The following is an 18,511-nucleotide window of genomic DNA, read 5'->3' on the forward strand; positions in this document are numbered from 1 at the left end:
GAGGTTCAAGTCTTGTCGCGACGCCGTTACAAAAGAAAATTTAGTAATTACTTACTGCAACCCCTTCTCCAGGTGAAGCTTGGACTCTATGCGATCGTGTTAGCCTTGATTTTCTGCTTGGTCATGGTTTGGCTATTTTATGCCAACTTCTATCGATTTTATGACCTTGTTCTGGAACTCACAGACCTTAGAGAAGAAGTGACGTCCATTCTTGATGCCTACATCAATGAGATGGTTGTTTGGACGCTTGTGGCTACGGGGATCTACTTTTTTGTGACAGTGGCCATGTCTATCTTCTACACGCACCGACTCATCGGGCCGACTTATGCTTTCAGGCGCCATATCCAGGAACTGAGCAAGGGCAACTACAAATCCCGAGTCCTTCTGCGGAAAGCAGATGCGTTTGCAGAGGTTGCTGAAGACCTCAATCAACTGGCAACCCAACTGGAAACAAATAGTCAGAGGCGAGGTAACGGCGATTGATAAGCATCCCCCAAGTCTGGGTATGATCGCTCGGGATGACTGGTTTCTACCAGCGATACTTAGCGAGGGAAATGTTGCCACCTGCTTGAGTGTTGTCATGGAGCAAGAGGAGGCAAGACTATTCCTAGTAAAATCACTCCGCCAAGCATTGTGCACCCACCGTGGTGATTCAAGTGACTCGATCTCTCATCTTAGAAAAAAAGTTGAGGGCCTTAGACGCACCTTTGAGCTTCGGCTCGGGATACTATCACAGGCGCGTCACCAAGCTTGGTTTCGCCAATCTCATGCGACGGAGTGGGGGCCCTTTCCTGGTAATGTTAGAAAGGACGCTGTGTTTGTTTATTTCTCCCCTGAAAAAGCTCGAAAGCTTCGAAATGAAGTCGTTCGAGCTTGGCAAGAGGGTGAGACTGAGCTTGAAAGTCTGCCTCCTGGGCCTTGCCTTTGGCGCTACTTACTGGATCTCAACCATCAGTGGTATTCGATCTGCCAGCTAGCAAGTCCTTATCAAGATTTGCGCTTAAACGAATTACCGGAAGGGCTACCTGATGATCTAGCCTGCCGCTCCATACATGCTTTTCTACTTAAGGTGCGGGGGGCTGTTGACGGTGCGCGAACAGACTTAGATCATTGCTTTCAAGTTCTCTTCAAAGCTAGCGAGACTTTTCTTAATGCTTACTATCAAAAGCCTCGGTCAAGCGGACCTGGGAGACAAGGGGCGGGACGAGATCGCGGTATCAAATCAGAACTAGAGGAAAGCTTGCGGTTTTTTGAATTTGATCGAACCCCCAATGCACGGGATCTTCGCAAGCGCTACCTTGAACTTGCTAAACGTTGCCACCCCGATGTTGCAGGGGGCGATGATGATCGCTTTAAAAAGCTCACCCATCACTATCATCAGATATTGAAGCGCCTGCCCTCACGAGCTTAAAGAATCGGACAAAAGTTCTAGCGGCTTGCTCAAGCGCTGGCGCGATATCCGATATTGGGGGCAAATATTTCCAGAATCTGTTTGATATCACGCTTGCGAAAGGGTTTGGCAAGGTATTCGTCCATACCGCTCTCTAAGCAATTCTCGCGGTCACCTGGCAGGGCATTTGCGGTGACCGCTACGATGATGGGTTGGTGCTCCTTAGGGATAGTGTCGCGGATAATCTTCGTAGTCTCAAGGCCACTGAGGCCAGGCATTTGACAATCCATAAAGATCAAGTTGTACTCTTGAGATTGGAGGCGATCCAAGCAATGTGTCCCCGATGGTTCACACTCCACTTTCATTCCAAGACTTTCAAGCAGGGATGTGATTACCTTTTGATTGTTGATATCATCTTCGACCACCAAAACTCGATTCCAACTAGATAGTTCTTGATTGGCCTCCCTGGGGTTACCCAGCTTTGGCGTTTGTGGGCGTTTTTCTCGAATGGGAATCACGAAGCTAAATATCGATCCTCCAGATTGGGAGGGTCGATAGCTGATGCTACCCTCCAAGTTAAGCGCAATCTGTCGACAAATTGCGAGGCCGAGACCAGCGCCACCGTGATTTCGAGTGCTCGACTCATCAGCCTGACGATAGCTTTCAAAAATTAGGTCTGCTTTATCTTGAGGAACTCCTATGCCAGAGTCACGAACCTCGATCACGATTTGAGGACGTTCGTCGCTTGGATGCATAACATCACAATACACTTCGATAGTGCCACGGTGTGTAAATTTCACGGCATTGCTTATCAACTGCCGCACCACTTGCTTGACTAGGGTCGGATCTGTTGGAATGGAGGGGCGCATAAGAGGAAGGTTCTCTTCAATATGGATGCCTTTCTTCCTACAGCTTTCCCGATACTTTTCGATTTCCTGCCGAATGATGTTCTTAATATTGACATCGGCGACGCGAAGCTGGTTTTTGCTGTCGCGCAAACTGGAAAGATTGAGAACGTCCTCGACGATATCTTTTAGTGTCTGAGAACAGTTTTCGATGATATCAAGGTATTTCAGAGCTTCGGGGTCCTCGATGATTTCGGCAAGAATTTCTGATGCACCCATCACGCCATTCAGCGGCGTGCGAATCTCGTGAGACATGGTTTCCATAAACGACGCTTTGGCTCGTGCTTCCTGTTCAGCGCTCTCTTTAGCGAGCCTCAAGATATGTTCAGTCTGCTTAGCCTTAGTGATGTCGGTGTGAGTTCCTATCATGCGAAGTGGCTGACCCGCATCGTCCCACTCAACGACTTTTCCGCGGCAAAGAACCCAAATGGTAGAGCCATCTTTCGCTCGATAACGTACTTCAAGGCTGTAAGGGTCCGCTCCGTGGGAGGCCACATGACGATCGAAACTCTTGAGAGCCCGTTTTAAATCTTCGGGAAAAATTAGTTCCTGCCACTCTTTGGGATCGTGTTTTTTTTCGTGAGCCTGAAACCCGAGGATCTCCCAGAATCGGGGCGACATGTATTCGTAGTTTTCTTGAATTTTCCAATCCCAATAGCCATCATAGGTAGCTTCTATAAGGCTTTGGTGGACGCGCTGCTGAGTTTCTAGGTCTTGGTGATCGCGTTTTTGCTGAGTGATATCTTGGGCCTGAGAAATAAAGTACTTAGGGCTTCCATCCTTGCGTCGAACTAGAGATACCGTAAGGAGAATCCACACTAGGCTTCCGTCTTTACGAAAGAATCGTTTCTCAATCGAGTAGCTGTCTCGCAGCCCTGCAAGCACCTCTTTCACAAGGGACAGGTCCTCTTCGAGGTCGTCCGGGTGCGAAATCGTTTGAAAATCCATCTGCTGCAGCTCAGACTGAGTGTAGTCCATGATTTTGCACATCGAAGGGTTGACTCGAATGAAGCGTCCCTCAGGGCTTACCAAGGCCATTCCAATCGCCGCATATTTAAAGGCACTTTCGAATTCGTCAATGTCCAGAAGAGTCATCTAATTCTCCTATATTCCCACATAAGTCGTATCGTACGGGGAGCCAGCGACCTTCTCTTACAATTATGAAAAATATGGTTATCATAGTAGGAAAGGAATTTTGCAAACTATGGCTGCCAAGAATTTAGCTATGTAAAATTATGGGAAAAATTACTTATGACCTCGATGTCTAGCCCCTACATGCCTCACGGTCACTGCTACTTATGGCAGACAGATTTGATGAGTTTGCATGGTATTTCCGATAGTCTCATTTTCCTATCTTACATGGTGATTCCTGCTTGTCTACTGCATCTCCTACGGTCTCGCCAAGATCTTCCCACACGCTCCATTTTTTATCTCTTCATAGCTTTTATATTTTTCTGTGGAGTCACCCACCTCATCGAAGTCTATTCGATTTGGGTTCCTGACTACTGGCTTACTGGTTTTTTTAAGGCTGTTACTGCAGGAGTATCGATAGTAACAGCATTTATTTGTGTTCGTGCGGTTCCGCATATCGAAGCATTGCCCAATATTCCTGAGTCCTTAGCTGAAGCCCGCAAGGAATTGAATCGGATTGTTAACAATGTTTCCATGGGAATTCTTGCTCTCGATGAAGAGTTGAGGATTGAATTTGCTAACGCTGCTGCGTTGAATTTAACGGGTTTAGAAGAAGCGCAGTTGTATTTTGCGAATATAGATACCTTATTTGAATTCAAAAGCCGAGAGCTACTGATTACAAAGTTAGGACAAATTTCAGAAGAGGAAGGTGAGCAACAGCTTGAACTCCACCTACTCCAGTCAGACGGCAGTCTCCTGCCTGTGCTAGTCAATCTTTCTCAGGCGCAGACTAATCGTGGCTTACGTCACATCCTATGCATTGAAGATCGAACAACGATTAAGAAGCAGCAGCAAACCATTCTAAAGCTTCATGAGAAGCTTAATGAAGCTATTGAAGGGGCGAATCATGGTGTCTGGAGTTGGAGTGCTAATTCATCGCAAAACACCTGGTGGTCGGATAAATTATATGAGCTCATTGGCTATCAGCGATCTGAACTGTCGGCAACGTTTAGAAGTTTTCTAAAGACCGTCTATCCTCAGGATCGGGAGTCCGTCATCAAGCAATTGCGCGATGCGGTTAAGTCCCAGGTCTTCAAGGATATTGAGTGCCGGATCAAGACAGGAAGTGGACCATTTAGATGGTTTCTCATAAGGGGGCAAGTGAATCGTAATGCCGATGGCTATCAGTTTTCTGGAACTATCACTGATATTCATAAACACAAGATCCTGGAAGTTAAAGTTCATGAACAAAATGAAATCTTGCGTTTTGTTCAAGAAGAAACCAATGATGGCTGGTGGGATCATGGTGTGAGTCAAAATTATATGTATATGTCCCCTCGCTTCTGGGCAACTTTTGGCTACGACTTCAAGACTCGGCAACACTCCCCTGGGGAATGGGATACGATCATTCATCCTGAAGATAGAGAGAAGTCTGTTACGGCTCTCCGTCGCCATGTCAACTCTAAGGGTCGCATTCCTTATCGCTTGACTCTGCGATTCTTGCATCAAAAGGGTTACTACGTGTCTGTAATCTGCAACGGTAAAGTTATCGAGTGGGATCAAGACGGTCATCCTGCACGGATGGTGGGCTCTCATACCAACGTAACCAAGATGGTCCAGTACCAGGATCTTCTTGTAGAGCTAAACGGCAAACTTAAATCGAAGAATAGCGAGCTTGAGGATTTTGCCCATGTCGTATCTCATGATCTGAGAGCGCCTGTGAGACACATTAAACAGTACGCGCAGTTTGTACTTCAAAATATCGATCCAAGTAATCCTCAGGTCGACTATTTGAACGAGCATATCCAGTTGATTGAGAAAAATGCGAAAAAATCTCTAGAGATGATTCGCTCTCTATTGGTGGTTTCCAAGCTAGAACGTGACCAAGTTCAATGGCAGTCTGTTTCTGTTGAGAAAGTCATGGCAGAAGTGGAGGATGCGTTGCTGCCAAAAATAGAAGCTGCCCATGCAGTCATCAAGGTTAAAGGAGAAACGAGTTTTTATGCTGATCCTCGGTTGATGGAAAGGTTGTTTAGTAATCTGGTAGATAATTCAATAAAGTATGCAAGACAGGGGATTGCACCTGAAATCATGGTGGAGGCCTATCTTTTGGGTGGCTCATTTGTCATCGACTATCGAGACAATGGAATCGGCATTCCAGAAGGTTTCAGGGAAAAGGCCTTTGGTCTATTTGAAAAAGGCATGGAGTCCATGGCAGAATCGATGGGTATCGGCTTATCCATTTGCAAGAAGATCGTTGATATGCACCATGGTACCATAGATATATCGTCTCATGATCAACAAGGTACAAAGTTTACTATTGTATTGCGGAAAAAAGATGAAAAGAAATCTGCCTAGTCACGTGGTCTACATTGAGGATGATCCCGATGATATCCGATTCTATACTACCGAATTCAATCGTATTGAAGCGATCGACAAGCTTTCCATTCTCAGTTCTAGGGAGCATCTTAATGAGTTTGAAAGAACTGTTGGAGCAGCCAGGAATGAAGATGTTCCGAGTCTTATCTTAATGGATTGGAAGTTTCACGATATTACTGGTGACAAGATATTAAGCAAGCTTCGTCGCGTGGACATCCTGAAGCAGAAGCCTATGATTGTCATTTCTAGCAGTGATCAGGACAAGGATTTGGAAAGTGCTTTTGAAAATGGTGCGACAAGCTTTATCCAGAAACCCGAAGATCTGGTGGACCTGCGCAACATGATTGAAGTCTTGATCCGGTACTGGCTTGAAGTCTGCGCCCGTCATCCCTAAGCAGCTTGGCTATTTCTTGCTTTCTTTAAATAATTGAGGCTGAAGAAAAACCGAGAGCCATCAGGGGAGGATGTTACCTGGAGGTTGGAATCATGGGCCTTTATGATATCGAAGGCAAAAGGTAGGCCAAGCCCATAGCCTTTTTCACCTCGGAGCCCCTGAGTGCTAATATTACTGCCTTTGTTAAATAGCTCACTGATTTTGTTGCTGGGAATACCGCAGCCGGTATCGCTAACTTCAATGGTATAGCGGCCCTCGTCTGGCCTTCCTACAAGTGATATCTGACCATCGACTGGGGTAAATTTCATGGCGTTTGAAATCAGGTTGTGAATAACGATGGCAAGGGTAGCAGAATCAAAAGCGATCAGACCTTCTGGCTTTTCGATGGCAAACTTGTAGTGAATACCCTTTCGATTGGCCTGACTGGCGAAGGCATTTGCCTCTGACTCAAGAAAACTGGCGATGTCCCGTTCGGTGTTTAAATCGAGTGTGATCTTGCCGCTATCGCGAACCATTTTTAGGATATTTTCAAACATGACGATCGTGTTACGAGCCATATCACGGATAGCCTCGACATCCTCGCGCTTTGGAGTTTCCGATTCTAAGATCAGTTCTGCAAGGGATCGAATGTTGATCAATGGGCTTCGGATGTCGTGAGTTAATTGATTGGTAAACTTCTGATTGATTTCTTGTTGAATTCTAAGCTTCCGAGCAATCTCAGCCTTATCGATGGCGTTGTGTAGAATAATAGGCAATGACTCAGGAGAGATCATATCTTTCAAGACGAACTCGATAGCCCCTTCCTGGATGTACCTCTGGCGCGATGACATCCCACTATCCCCTGAGGTTGCGATGATAGGGCAGAACAGGTTTGCTTTTCGAAGTTCTCGGAATATTTCGATGCCAGAGGTTTCGCCAGGAAAGCGATGGTCGAGGAAAATACAGTCTGGATTTTCTCGAAGTGCTGTGCTGACCCCGTCCTTGAGGTTGGCTGCCTCGGTAACACGAGCCGATGCTTCGCTTTCTTGCAAGCAGTGCCGCAGGATGCGTCGATCTTCTGGGTCGTCATCAATGATAAGGATCTTCACAGTTACCTCGTACCCCATGTTAATGGGCTGCTTCCCTCTCGTCTTTTTTTCAGATAGCTTGAGTATCTAGCTGTAAGTGGTTAACACGGTGAGGTTTGTCTTCTCTGCTCTTCGCTGAGGACAGCTTGCCTGGGAGAGGTTTTGTTATAATTGACCGGGAGTCAGACTGATAGTTTTAACTAACCATAACCATGTGTTATTGGAATCATGCTCACCTGCACATCGCTAGCTCTCCCCAGGAGCTCTTGTGGAGAGCTAGCGATGCTGGTTCCTCGCTGTCTTGTGGCGTGAGGCATCGCATAGGTTTCATTTGTTTTTTCCGCAAAAAAAACGTAAGTCTAATACGACCATAAAATAGTTTATCATTTTGGTCAGGATTTACTTGCCCGTCAATTTGCACCTTAAGAGGAACTCATGGTATCGGCATCAATAGCATCCATCCGCGAACAATTTCCTATTATTACCCAGTCCAAGCCAGCATTGGCGTATCTAGACTCAGCTGCAAGTAGTCAAAAACCTAAGTGTGTCATTGATAGAATCAAATCTTACTACGAATCAGAAAATGCTAACGTCCATCGTGGTATCTATAAGCTGAGTGAAACAGCGACAGCTGCATTTGAAGCAAGCCGGAAGACGGTGGCTGAGTTTCTAGGTGGTGTCAAAGAGCAAGAAGTTATTTTCACTAAGGGTACGACTGATAGCGTGAATCTAGTAGCAAGTTCTTGGTGCGGGAAGAACCTTAAAGAAGGTGATGAGATTGTCCTAACGGTCGCTGAGCACCATTCAAACATGGTTCCTTGGCAAATCGCAGCCGAGAAAGCAGGGGCCACCATCAAATATATTCCCCTGACAAGTGATTACAGACTCGATCTTGATGTTGCAGCCTCGTTAATCTCAGGTAAAACTAAGCTGGTAGCCATGGGCCATGTTTCCAATGTTCTTGGTATCATTCATCCCGTTAAATCTGTCATTGCGTTAGCTAAGAAAGTCGGAGCTGTGACGTTTATCGATGGTGCCCAAGGTGCACCGCATCTGACACTAGATATGAAAGACCTAGATTGCGATTTCTATGCATTTAGTGGTCACAAGGTGATGGCACCTACAGGCACTGGAGTTCTCTACGGTCGTGAGAATCTTTTGAACGATATGCCCCCATATCAGGGCGGTGGAGATATGATTGAGACAGTGAGCCTTAAGGGATCAACATGGAACACTCTCCCTAGCAAGTTCGAGGCAGGAACTCCGAACATTGCCGGTTTTGTAGGGCTAGGAGAAGCGCTTAGGTTTGTGATGGCTATCGATAAAGAGGCTGCTTTGGAGCACGATCGTAGGCTTGGAGCAAGGGCTATTGAAGTCTTATCTGAAGCCAAGGGGGTGAGGCTCTTCAGTAAGGTTGCTGATGACTGGGTTGGAGTGGTGACCTTCTATCACGAACAAATTCATCCCCACGACCTTGCTTCCATTTGCGATTCTGAACAAGTCTGCATCAGAGCGGGGCATCACTGTGCGCAGCCATTGATGGAAGCTCTCGGAGTTAGTGCAACCTCGCGGATGTCCCCTTATGTATATAACAACGACGATGATGTTGATGCATTTATTAAGGCCTTCCGGAAGGCTGAAAAACTTTTCTGCTAGAGGGCTCCTATGACTTGGTACAATATATGTAAGTTTGATGAGCTGCAGAGCGACGTTCTCCAACGATTCGAGCTGCCTGCCCAAGCCATAGTCGTGGTTAAGTCTGACGACAAGGTTAGTGCCTTTCAAGACCGATGCTCCCATCAGGATATTCCGCTGTCTGACTTTGGCCAAATTCAAGATGGTGAAATCATTTGCTTCGCCCATGGAGCTAAGTTTTGTGCAGCAGATGGCAAGGTGCTTTGTGCTCCGGCGACTGCCCCGTTGAAGGCATTTCCTTGTAAAGTGGAAAGTGGTGTGGTCATGGTTGAAGTGGGTCCATAGTAATAGAGATTCGGGTTTCCCTAGTCTTAAATCACTATTAGGGTCAGCTTGCTTTCTCTGTTAGTTATGATAAAACCCGACCGAGACCCTTAGCACCTTCAGTTATTCCAGGTATTTAGCCTCAGATTTCAAGTTATGTCAAAATGGCTGCATCTGGTTCGCTAATATTTTAATTCAAGCTGTTGCAATGACTCAAGATTTGTGATTAATTCCCGATGGTATTTATTGACTTTGTAGGACGGTACTGATAGGTAATCCGATCTCAGGTCGTCTGAAACTAGGAGTTGTGAGTAAAATGAAAAAAGACATTCATCCAGAGTACGGGTTCGTAGTATTTAAAGATATCGCTTCCGATTTTTCGTTCCTAACCCGCTCTACTAAGAAATCAAGTGAAACTGTTAAGTGGGAAGATGGTAACGAGTATCCCGTGATCAACGTTGAAATCTCGTCTGCATCTCACCCATTCTACACGGGTAAGCAGAAGCTTGTGGATACTGCTGGACGTATCGAAAAGTTCCGTCGCAAGTACAACAAGTAAGCCTCCAAGTACCAGCCGTTTAAGGCTGGTTCTTACTTCCTCCTCCTCTTCGTATTATTCCCCTACAGAGCAAGTAAATAGCTTCCTTATGACAGCCTCTTATTCTTCTCCAGCAGATCGTTGACTTGGAGCGATAAACGACTCAAGCTTCTGCCTGATCGCCCTAGGGTTTTCACCTTTGGAAATCGAGTTCACTCCCTCACGTATGATCCGCATGTGGGTAATTTCCTCATTGGTTCTATATTTCAATTTGCCTGCTAATGGAATGAAGATCATATTCGCAACGATCGCGCCGTAAAGTGTTGTAATCAGTGCCACCGCGAGACCAGGGCCAATGGCGTTCGGATCGGATAAGTTCGCCATAATAACAATCAGTCCAATCACTGTTCCAATCATTCCCCAAGCAGGTGTTGCCGAACCCATCTGTTCCACCACATCGCGAAAGCTTTTATGCCTGGCCTTCAAATTATTAATCTCAAGATCGATCATAGCATTGATGATATCTGGCTCGTAGCCGTCCACTAGGAGCCTCACAGTCTTGGCGAAAAACTCATGCTCAATGGAGACCTTCTCTAAGGCAAGAATGGAGCCTTTGCGGGCTGTATCTGCACACTCAACAGCTACATCAATCAATTCAGTAGGTTTTGTGGTAGGCTGTGACAAGGTCTTAAGAGCAGCTTTGATAGCGCCTATGAATACGTCTATGGGAAATGCTATCAAGGTGGCGAAAGCTGCTCCCCCAAAAACAATGATGACAGAAAGGAAATCCCAGAACATCCCTAGGGTACCTGCAAGCACCATGGACACTAAGACCAGGGCCGTGGCACCAACAAAACCTATTATGGTTCCTATATCCAAGACTACCTCCGATGTCTGAGACTCGCCAGATAGAAATGGGAATCTCTGTTTTTTTTGAATCTCTTGAAAAATGCTTTTTGTGCGAGACTCAGTTCATGGGTATTATTATAAGAGAAACTGTCAATTGTTCCAAAGTAGGAAACGCTTGTGTCCGATCAAGATGATGAAGAATCCGCTGGTGAAGGATGGATCGTAAGTTTTGCTGATCTTATGACTCTGCTTTTCGCAGCGTTTGTGGTTCTCTATGGTTTGAAGCCTGAAGGGATCGGTGATGCTATCAAAGTATTGACAGTAACGGCTTCTATTCGGGAAACATTTAACGAAACCCCCGATACGATTCCTGAAGATCGGCGCACAGGACCCACTATTCAAGGAAAGGCAGCCTTTGAATACTTTAAGGGCGAAACCCTTGTGAGACCGATTATCAAACGCTATCGTCGCTCAGAAAATGTACTCAATATTATTAACAAAGAGATGATGCAAATCAAAAGGGTCATCGATTTGAAACTGCAAGACGAGACGGTTCTCAACAAAAGGAGAAAAAAAGATGATAGCCAGAATCAAGGGGTTTCGGTTCATAAGGATACCAACGGCTACGTTGTGAGGCTACTGTCATCATACTTTTACGAGCCAGGAGAATATCGCGTAAAGCAAAAAGATCTTAGGAAGTTGAAAGAGCTTGGTAGAGCCCTGAAACAGCATGGCCGCCGAATCTCAATTGAAGGGCATACAGATAAGGTGCCTCAACAAGGGCAGTATAGTAATTGGGAGCTTTCGGCCTTGCGAGCATCTTTTATAGCGAAATATATGATTAATGAACTAGGTTTTGCGCCAGATCGAGTAAAGGCTTCGGGTTATGCTGATACGAAGCCAATAGCAACAAATTCAACACCCCAGGGTCGGAAGCTCAATCGTCGGGTGGAAATAAGGGTTGAGTATGATGAATAGAAGCCTATTGGGAGTAATTCTGTGCTGTGTACCACTGTTAGGATGTGACCCTGATCGCCATAAAAAATGTGAATGGTATCTTGTTCCAGAGCCAGATCATAGAGAGCTAGTGAAGGATGGGTGGGTAAGCCTGTGTGCTAGAAACTACACGAATAACAAGCAGAGGTGCTTTTTACAGGCAAAGCTGGGTTATGCAGAAAAGGTCTATGGCACACCATTTCGATTTACAACATTGAAGCTTGATGAAAAAACCTTTCCTAGAAAAGTGATCTCTATTAAAGCATGCAAGCCGCAAGACTAGCGAGTGGCGCTAGGAGATAGTAGTTCCGTTCTATATATCTTCAGGATCACATGAAACTCCCCGCAAACGAAAGCCTTGTGGGGAATCAGGGCCGCTCTTGTCGAGAATTTTCAGGTAGCGGACTGCATGCAGGCTTTTGATATCGAAGGATTGATCCCCGCATATAGGGCTGGGGCCGGACACTAGGGTCCACTCATCTTGCCGATGCTCTTTCACAAAAACTTGGTAGCGGTTGCTGTCTTGGCAAGTACCAATGGAGCCACCTTCAGCAAAGACGCGAAATTCAGGGCCTTCTTTATTGAGAATCATGCCATCCCACTCCAGTTCTATCATTCCCCCTCGGCCTAAGGCAAAGTGCTGTTTGCGCTTACGCTCCATAGGAGTGCTCAGAAAGCTTGGGTCAGACGGACTATAAACGCCAACGATGTCTCCTACTTTGATCTCCCCTAATTGATTGATACCTTGGCAAATTTGAGGAGCACAGCCCGCCACTGCTAAACCAAGAGCAAAGCTTTGGCCTCGTAGTGGCTCTAGGGCTCGGATGGTGAGCTGATTGAACTGGGCTCCTTCCTTTGGGCGAAGGATGAGAATACCCGAAACGCTGGCTTGAGGGCCTTCATGAGTGAATAACGCAGCTTGGTTTTGTTCCTGCCAGCGAATCTCTGCATCGTAGTCTCTGTTACCAATGGCTGATGCTGAATACAAAACATCAAAAGATTCGCTAAAGTTGGACAGTTCTTCAGCTTGCAGTTTCAAAGTTGGCTGGTTGGCAGAGTATGGGAGAAACCCTAATAGGATAGCCATTCTTGAGTCGATCGCTTGGCGTCGAAACCTAATCAATACCCGGCTCTGATCTTTAGACTCAGGGACAATGGTAAGCCATCGAATAGGGTATGTGTAGCCGACATCAGCAAGATCTTCCTCGAAGATACGAGACGTTGATATTTGAGGATTGACCCGAGCTTGTTCAACTTTGAAGTTTAGATACTTGGGTGCTTGATCGAGGTCGAGCCAGTGATAGTATGGTGTTGCCGGGCACTTTAGTCGGGCATCAACACCAATCGGTAAAGGTGATTTGGCTTCGATAGCTAGGGGGGCTTTCTGGTTAGGGTTGTTGACTATTTGTAGAGGCGTTCGATCCGTGGGATCGTGAAAGCACGATTGAAGTACAACTACCAAGAATCCCCAAGCAAGATAGATGATTACTTTCAATATATAGCCTCATCTTTGAAATAAATTGTGATATCTGGTTTAAGATTTATGTTCCATCGGCAATCAAATGCAGATCACGTGATGGATAAACATGAAATCCGGGCTTGGCTTCTATGGCAATCGATAGCATCGCCTTAGCCACCGAAAAACCTTCAATTGGCTTCCAAGGACCAATAATTAAAGGAGCTAGTAATTTACCTATATCCTCTGCTGGACGAGATTCCTCTCGATCCCCCAATAGCAATGAGGGGCGCACGATACTGGTAGAGTTCAGATCTAGCTTTTCTACTTCACGTTCCATCCGCCCTTTAACTCGGCAGTAATAAGATAGCGAATGAGTACTTGCACCTAAAGAGCTTACGATACTGAGGTGCTTAGCGCTGATGCTTTTGCATATCTTTGAAAATCTTAGCACGTACTGGTAGTCTACCATCTCAAATTTTTCCTTTGAGCCGGCTTTTTTTTGTGTGGTCCCTAGGCAGCAAAACCCGAAGGTATCTTCGCTTAAATCTGGGACATGAGATGATTCCAAAGACTCAAAATCTTCAATGATGACATTGTTGAAGCCTTCGGAGCTGATTCCAGTAATGGGGCGTCTGCTAAAGGCTGTAACACGATCAAAGAATGGGCTTTCATTACATAGATGAGTCAAGCAATTCCCAACAAGGCCAGTGGCACCAATAATCACAGCATGAGCCATAAGTTTATCCCAAGCATCAAAATTCAGATTACAGTTGTTTCTAGGCGACCACGTAGCAGCCTAGTGATCCAATATATAAGAGTTCTTTATCCTATATACTATGTATCAAATATTGGCATTTGTGTAAGCAGTTTAAAACAAACTGGAAGAACTTGGTGGCAAGGAGTCTGAGAAAAGAAGGGCTCTGTCTGCAGACAGAGCCCTTGTCAAGAGTTCAGAAACAGGGAAAGTAGACAGATGCTCACTTTCTCCTAATGGGCCGCGACCCATGTGTTAGACCCTATAGCACCCTTGCACGATTCTTTCATAGAACTGGCCAGCCAGTTAATTAGAAATATTTACAGGTCACAGAAGGGTGGGAAAGCAGCAGAGCAGTAAAAATAAAAAATATTTTAAATAGAGTTGTGATATCTGCATCTAGCATCTAAGAGTCTGAAAATCGTTCAGGGAACCTAGAATCGAGGGATTCATCCACTTTCCACCATTTTGTTTGCTTTCAGGATAGCTATATATACAAAAATTTTTATATAGCTTCTATCGATTATATCGATAGGAACGATTGTAAGCAATTTGTAAAACTTTGATTCTTGTCCTTCAGTATTTATCTAACGATATTAGGTATTAAGAAAAATAAACCGAGTTTGTCTTCGACTGCTACAAAATAAGTCTGGACAAATCAAAGTTGATAATTAGAATCAATATCAAGATAATGTTCTGATCGGCCGATATATTAAAGGCCAATTGAGGCAGAAAGGAGAAGCAAAACCATGATGTATCTTGTGCTTTTAATTCTCTCAGTATTACTAGCTCTTGCCTCTAGCAACGAGCTGACCCTGCGTGATGTTATTAGAGAAAAGAAACAACAGCGCCTTGGCTAATTCTAAGCTACAAGCCATAGGACTTTCAATTCAAAGGACTATGCCTAGTCAAATGAACTTCTGACTAGGCTACCTTTCGATTTTGACTACGGTTTTGATCGATAAGAAGATCAATCGAATGCTCTCCAATACTGAAGACATCTAGGATGAATGTTGGTTTGCCATCGGGAGTGACCCCTTTCCCAGAGAATACTAGCAGAGGTGGGCAAGGCCTTTGGCTAATTGTAACTAAGGCTTCATTGGTTTTTACTTCAACCAGTAGAGCGAAGTGCTTGAATCCTAGGTTGAATTCAAAAGCACGGTAGTCTTTGCCTTTGAGCGGGAACTTGGTTTTATATATATCCTTATAGGTTTCTTCGGTAAATCGCGAATTATGATTCAAAACATCATCCAGGAATACTGCAGGTACATTCCTCTCACCTTGTTTGAGATAGAAGTGATGGCCAACGGCGATAATATTGTCACTGCAGTCGGCTTCTAAGATGGTGCGCTTGCTGTCCACTTGATTGAGGGGGATTGCAAAAGTCTGATTCTGCCAAGTAAAAGTTTCACAGGGAATCTGGGCAATCGTTTCATGGAGTAGCAATTTGAACGAAACTCCACTATCGGGAGAGGTTTGGATCGCAATCTTGCTATTGAGGCTTTCCAGCCTTGGTTTGATCTGGCTAATAATCTCAGCGAGCGCTTTTTCGTCGGTGCCTGAACCATCATCAGATACAATTAGCTCAACTTGATCTTCGTATTGGGCTACGCGAAAGGAAATTTGGCTCTCAGCGGGTTTTGCCAGTTCGCGCCTCTTGTCTTCAGGTTCGATGCTATGATTCACGATAAACTCGGTAAGCGCATGAACTTCGGGTACAAGCTCCTCTATGATGGTATTTTCTACCAGTACATCACCACCCTGAGTCCAAATTCTAAATCGCTTATTGTCGCGGCCTTGAAGAACGTCAATTTTTTCTTCAATAAGCTCGAAAACTATCTGAAACGGTATCATCTTGTCACGCTTAAGGAAACGCTGTAGCTGTTTGCTGATGAGATCGAGATATTCCACATTTGCTTTGGCCTGCAGATTGCTCCAATCGGTAATTCTCTGCTGTTGGAAATTGATGAGACTTAGTTCACCCAGTAGAAAATGGCTTATGGTTCGTGGATCGAGAGGGTCTGTCTGCTGCTTTGTGTTGGCGATGGCTATTGGGCTATCGAGGGGATCGATGACGTAAAAATCATCGCTAAAGTGCTTGCGAAGCTCAACGATGTTATGTTTTGTTTTCAATTTACAGCTCAAGACGGGATGATCGAATACTTCACCATCATGAATTTCCTGTTGCCCCAAATCGATCTCTAATTCGTAGAGTGATCCCAATGATAATAAGGCCCGCATAAGTTTCGTTGGTTGAGTACCTTCGTCTCGCTCGACTTGATTTAGATCGCAAAAGAAGGAAAAGTTGTACCATTCATCCTTGGAAGTCGTCATAAGTTCCTCAAACAGCAGAATTATATGTAATGAGTTGGGATGAAAGTAAGGTATCCAACTCAGCGCTAATATTGTGCCAATGAAAGCGACGCCCATCTTGCTCTAGGTTGTCAAAAAAAGATTTCAGAAATATGAGGTTTTCTGTACTTACCTCACTTACTTCAGAAAAATCAAAGGTCAGTGCTGAAGTGATTGCAGACTGGGCCTTCATTAACTGTAGCCTTACGAGCTGCGCGTTCTTATTCGATAGCAAGGCCGCCTTGCCAAAAGAGACTTTTAGCCCGAGCTGATGGTCTTCAATTCTAATGAGCTTGCTAGCCTCGTCTAAGTTTGTACGAGAATGGATTTCTTTGCCGTGCTTCAAAACTCTCGTAATCTTTTCAGATAGCTCTTGGTAGCGAAACGGTTTACTCAGAAAGTCGAAGCAACCCATACGGAATAGGTCGATGATCTGATCTTTTTCTCCATAGCCACTGATGACCAGAATGGGAAGTGCGGTGTTGGTCTTTCGAATCTTGCGGACGAATTCTACACCATCCATCTTAGGCATCACCAAATCTGACACCAAGCAGTCAGGGGGAGATTCTTGGATCGCCTCCAAGGCCTCTTCAGGGCGATTGAACGTTTTAACGCGAAAGTTCAGGCTTAAAGCATCTTGGAAAACCTCTAAAGCATCGGTTTCATCGTCCACCACAAAAACCAGGGGTAATTCCTTTGAATCCGACATAAACAAACCTCTAATTAATCTCAATCCATTAGGAGTATCGGAGCAGAGTTCGACAACTGTGTTACATTGATGAAAGATTGCGTATAATGGAAAAGGAATGTAATTATTACCAGCACTAAGGGCAGTTATGGGTCCAACATTAGAACTCAGCCGGTTCCTCGGTTTCATATGCTTGCTTGTAACGTATGTTGGTGGCCCGGCCTTGGCTAAAGACAAGGGAGTTAGGCCCGTCGTCGGTGTCATAAAAGAGGTGAAGGGTGCTCCAGATGTTTTACGAGACCCTACACCGGCCGTTACCACTGAGCTTAAGCAACGGTCGAAAAATCAGGGCTTCGCCATTGTCTTGTATAAGAAAAAGTACTGGGAAGCGTTTCCACTGAAGTCAGGATTAAAGATATATTACGGTGACGTCCTAAGCTCCGGTCGGACATCAAAAATGGTCCTTGAGCTAATCGATGGCTTCAAAATTGTTATGGCCAAAGATACTCGCGTTCGGCTCACACCAAGATTTGTAGAAGATCAATCCGGAAGTGGGAGCACTTGGTTAAATCTCTTGGGTGGTAAGGTTAGGGCATACCTACTAGGGAACCGTAAGGAAACTCGCACCGGGTTTCGTTCACGATCAATGGTTTTGGGTGTGCGAGGAACAGACTTCGTTTTCTCAGTCAAAGATAAGAAAAGTCAACTCATAACTATAGAAGGTGATGTGGCAGCGCGACCTGTGTCTGAAAAAGAGGCTGAGACCTTTGAGTCGATTGCGGAGGCCTATGTGGAGAAAAAAGAGAATCAAGACGTTATTAGTCAGAAAATTGAGGAACTTAAAGACACTCAGGTTGCTGAGCCAGTCAGCGTTAAGAGGGGCCAAAAGGTTGAGGTTCGTGAGCCAGCTGAAGGAGGTGACAGTCCTGATCCAGCTGAGAAAGCACTTGAGCCCTTCGCGGTGGCCCCTGCTGAGTCACAAGATCTCGAAACTGTTAAAGACATCACAGAGGATATCCAAGAGCTTAAGGCTGATCAAAACGATCAGTCCCTAGACAAATTAATTGAAGATAGGCGCTTGGACGAGCCAAGCCAGGATTTCCTTGCGCAATTCAAAACCTTTAGTTTCCGAATCGGGTTAGAAAATATTTCATCAGATGGGGAAGGGTATTTGATCGAAAGCGGAGGAGTCTCCTTGGGTGTTGAATATAGGCCTTTTAAATATGGTTTTGCTTCCCTAAGCTTCACTTCAGGGGATTATAAGGTCAGCATTAACGACAACAATAATATGGAGTACCTGACAGAAAGTTATGACAAGCTCATGCTTTCTATCGGGGCTCGCTATGTGATATGGGATTCACTTAGTGTTGGCTTAGCACTCAGCTACCTAGGAGGCCATCAATTCATATTCAGAGATCCACAACAGAAAGTGATCCTTGTGGATTTCGACTCTACGACCCTTACGCGGCTCCAACTCGCCTATAACTTTTGGCAAGATGCGGAAGTCTTCCTGTCCATGGGGGGAAGCAACCGAGCCGCTCGCTTAGAAAGCATAGAAAGCCCCCAAGGAGGGGATAGCCAACATGGGAGCCGAAAGGTTGATTTCGAGACCGGCTTTTTCAGGATTGGGTTGGGGTGGGCCTACTAAAG

General features: G+C 45.2%; 17 protein-coding genes. 10 read left to right on the forward strand and 7 right to left on the reverse strand.

Annotated elements, in window-relative coordinates:
- The first annotated feature begins 12 nt into the window (after nucleotides 1-12).
- Nucleotides 13-483 (forward strand): hypothetical protein, encoded by a 471-nt coding sequence (locus tag B9N89_RS06930; RefSeq protein WP_132316761.1) that lies wholly within the window; start codon nucleotides 13-15, stop codon nucleotides 481-483.
- A complete protein-coding gene (locus B9N89_RS06935; RefSeq protein ID WP_143478136.1) occupies nucleotides 398-1,411 on the forward strand; it encodes a J domain-containing protein in 1,014 nt (337 codons plus the stop codon). The genes B9N89_RS06930 and B9N89_RS06935 overlap by 86 nt, the downstream gene beginning before the upstream one ends.
- 29 nt (nucleotides 1,412-1,440) lie before the next feature.
- Here the strand turns inward: B9N89_RS06935 and B9N89_RS06940 are convergent, their stop codons facing one another.
- Nucleotides 1,441-3,390 (reverse strand): PAS domain-containing protein, encoded by a 1,950-nt coding sequence (locus tag B9N89_RS06940; RefSeq protein WP_132316757.1) that lies wholly within the window; start codon nucleotides 3,388-3,390, stop codon nucleotides 1,441-1,443.
- Between the two features lie 156 nt (nucleotides 3,391-3,546).
- Here B9N89_RS06940 and B9N89_RS06945 point away from each other — a divergent pair, with 156 nt between their 5' ends.
- Together B9N89_RS06945 and B9N89_RS06950 are read left to right on the forward strand one after the other, a co-directional pair.
- A complete protein-coding gene (locus tag B9N89_RS06945; RefSeq protein WP_132316755.1) occupies nucleotides 3,547-5,784 on the forward strand; it encodes a PAS domain-containing protein in 2,238 nt (745 codons plus the stop codon).
- Nucleotides 5,765-6,199 (forward strand): response regulator, encoded by a 435-nt coding sequence (locus B9N89_RS06950; protein WP_159455206.1) that lies wholly within the window; start codon nucleotides 5,765-5,767, stop codon nucleotides 6,197-6,199. The genes B9N89_RS06945 and B9N89_RS06950 overlap by 20 nt, the downstream gene beginning before the upstream one ends.
- Here the strand turns inward: B9N89_RS06950 and B9N89_RS06955 are convergent.
- On the reverse strand, nucleotides 6,196-7,287 hold the full coding sequence (locus tag B9N89_RS06955) for a hybrid sensor histidine kinase/response regulator (RefSeq protein WP_159455207.1): 1,092 nt from the start codon (nucleotides 7,285-7,287) through the stop codon (nucleotides 6,196-6,198). The genes B9N89_RS06950 and B9N89_RS06955 overlap by 4 nt on opposite strands.
- A gap of 414 nt (nucleotides 7,288-7,701) precedes the next feature.
- Here B9N89_RS06955 and B9N89_RS06960 point away from each other — a divergent pair, with 414 nt between their 5' ends.
- The 3 genes from B9N89_RS06960 to B9N89_RS06970 all read left to right on the forward strand — a co-directional run bounded on the left by B9N89_RS06960 (nucleotide 7,702) and on the right by B9N89_RS06970 (nucleotide 9,784).
- The gene (locus B9N89_RS06960; protein ID WP_132316749.1) at nucleotides 7,702-8,922 is read left to right on the forward strand and encodes an aminotransferase class V-fold PLP-dependent enzyme; all 1,221 of its coding nucleotides are present in this window, start codon (nucleotides 7,702-7,704) and stop codon (nucleotides 8,920-8,922) included.
- A gap of 9 nt (nucleotides 8,923-8,931) precedes the next feature.
- The gene (locus B9N89_RS06965; protein ID WP_132316747.1) at nucleotides 8,932-9,246 is read left to right on the forward strand and encodes a Rieske (2Fe-2S) protein; all 315 of its coding nucleotides are present in this window, start codon (nucleotides 8,932-8,934) and stop codon (nucleotides 9,244-9,246) included.
- Nucleotides 9,247-9,541: 295 nt separating this feature from the next.
- Entirely contained in the window at nucleotides 9,542-9,784 is a 243-nt protein-coding gene (locus B9N89_RS06970) for a type B 50S ribosomal protein L31 (RefSeq protein WP_132316745.1), read from the forward strand.
- Between the two features lie 99 nt (nucleotides 9,785-9,883).
- Here the strand turns inward: B9N89_RS06970 and B9N89_RS06975 are convergent, their stop codons facing one another.
- The gene (locus B9N89_RS06975) at nucleotides 9,884-10,642 is read right to left on the reverse strand and encodes a motility protein A (protein ID WP_132316743.1); all 759 of its coding nucleotides are present in this window, start codon (nucleotides 10,640-10,642) and stop codon (nucleotides 9,884-9,886) included.
- A gap of 147 nt (nucleotides 10,643-10,789) precedes the next feature.
- On the opposite strand from B9N89_RS06975, the gene B9N89_RS06980 reads away from it, so the two are divergent.
- On the forward strand, nucleotides 10,790-11,590 hold the full coding sequence (locus tag B9N89_RS06980) for an OmpA/MotB family protein (protein WP_132316741.1): 801 nt from the start codon (nucleotides 10,790-10,792) through the stop codon (nucleotides 11,588-11,590).
- Nucleotides 11,580-11,891 carry a hypothetical protein gene (locus tag B9N89_RS06985; RefSeq protein WP_132316739.1) on the forward strand — a complete coding sequence of 104 codons (312 nt, stop codon included), beginning with the start codon at nucleotides 11,580-11,582 and terminating at the stop codon, nucleotides 11,889-11,891. Before B9N89_RS06980 ends, B9N89_RS06985 begins: the two co-directional genes overlap by 11 nt.
- Before the next feature lie 30 nt (nucleotides 11,892-11,921).
- On the opposite strand, the gene B9N89_RS06990 is transcribed toward B9N89_RS06985, so the two are convergent.
- From B9N89_RS06990 to B9N89_RS07005, 4 genes are all read right to left on the reverse strand, one after another.
- Nucleotides 11,922-13,103 carry a hypothetical protein gene (locus B9N89_RS06990; protein ID WP_132316737.1) on the reverse strand — a complete coding sequence of 394 codons (1,182 nt, stop codon included), beginning with the start codon at nucleotides 13,101-13,103 and terminating at the stop codon, nucleotides 11,922-11,924.
- Between the two features lie 46 nt (nucleotides 13,104-13,149).
- Nucleotides 13,150-13,803 carry a Rossmann-fold NAD(P)-binding domain-containing protein gene (locus B9N89_RS06995; RefSeq protein WP_132316735.1) on the reverse strand — a complete coding sequence of 218 codons (654 nt, stop codon included), beginning with the start codon at nucleotides 13,801-13,803 and terminating at the stop codon, nucleotides 13,150-13,152.
- Between the two features lie 942 nt (nucleotides 13,804-14,745).
- Nucleotides 14,746-16,155 carry a hypothetical protein gene (locus B9N89_RS07000; RefSeq protein ID WP_132316733.1) on the reverse strand — a complete coding sequence of 470 codons (1,410 nt, stop codon included), beginning with the start codon at nucleotides 16,153-16,155 and terminating at the stop codon, nucleotides 14,746-14,748.
- A gap of 7 nt (nucleotides 16,156-16,162) precedes the next feature.
- Nucleotides 16,163-16,882: a response regulator gene (locus B9N89_RS07005; protein ID WP_159455208.1), complete on the reverse strand. Its 720-nt coding sequence runs from the start codon at nucleotides 16,880-16,882 to the stop codon at nucleotides 16,163-16,165.
- A 127-nt stretch (nucleotides 16,883-17,009) separates the two neighbouring features.
- Between B9N89_RS07005 and B9N89_RS07010 the strand changes: the two genes are divergently transcribed.
- Nucleotides 17,010-18,509 carry a FecR domain-containing protein gene (locus B9N89_RS07010; protein WP_132316729.1) on the forward strand — a complete coding sequence of 500 codons (1,500 nt, stop codon included), beginning with the start codon at nucleotides 17,010-17,012 and terminating at the stop codon, nucleotides 18,507-18,509.
- Nucleotides 18,510-18,511: the final 2 nt, after the last annotated feature.

The organism is Pseudobacteriovorax antillogorgiicola (assembly GCF_900177345.1).
In the GTDB taxonomy this organism is placed as follows: domain Bacteria; phylum Bdellovibrionota_B; class Oligoflexia; order Oligoflexales; family Oligoflexaceae; genus Pseudobacteriovorax; species Pseudobacteriovorax antillogorgiicola.

Bases quoted from the DNA above. Each gene is read 5' to 3' on its own strand.
- B9N89_RS06970 (WP_132316745.1), top strand. From the start codon at position 9,542: ATGAAAAAAGACATTCATCCAGAGTACGGGTTCGTAGTATTTAAAGAT.
- B9N89_RS06960 (WP_132316749.1), top strand. From the start codon at position 7,702: ATGGTATCGGCATCAATAGCATCCATCCGCGAACAATTTCCTATTATT.
- B9N89_RS06940 (WP_132316757.1), bottom strand. From the start codon at position 3,390: ATGACTCTTCTGGACATTGACGAATTCGAAAGTGCCTTTAAATATGCG.
- B9N89_RS06945 (WP_132316755.1), top strand. From the start codon at position 3,547: ATGACCTCGATGTCTAGCCCCTACATGCCTCACGGTCACTGCTACTTA.
- B9N89_RS06950 (WP_159455206.1), top strand. From the start codon at position 5,765: ATGAAAAGAAATCTGCCTAGTCACGTGGTCTACATTGAGGATGATCCC.
- B9N89_RS06985 (WP_132316739.1), top strand. From the start codon at position 11,580: ATGATGAATAGAAGCCTATTGGGAGTAATTCTGTGCTGTGTACCACTG.
- B9N89_RS06965 (WP_132316747.1), top strand. From the start codon at position 8,932: ATGACTTGGTACAATATATGTAAGTTTGATGAGCTGCAGAGCGACGTT.
- B9N89_RS06995 (WP_132316735.1), bottom strand. From the start codon at position 13,803: ATGGCTCATGCTGTGATTATTGGTGCCACTGGCCTTGTTGGGAATTGC.
- B9N89_RS06935 (WP_143478136.1), top strand. From the start codon at position 398: ATGCGTTTGCAGAGGTTGCTGAAGACCTCAATCAACTGGCAACCCAAC.
- B9N89_RS07000 (WP_132316733.1), bottom strand. From the start codon at position 16,155: ATGACGACTTCCAAGGATGAATGGTACAACTTTTCCTTCTTTTGCGAT.
- B9N89_RS07010 (WP_132316729.1), top strand. From the start codon at position 17,010: ATGGGTCCAACATTAGAACTCAGCCGGTTCCTCGGTTTCATATGCTTG.
- B9N89_RS07005 (WP_159455208.1), bottom strand. From the start codon at position 16,882: ATGTCGGATTCAAAGGAATTACCCCTGGTTTTTGTGGTGGACGATGAA.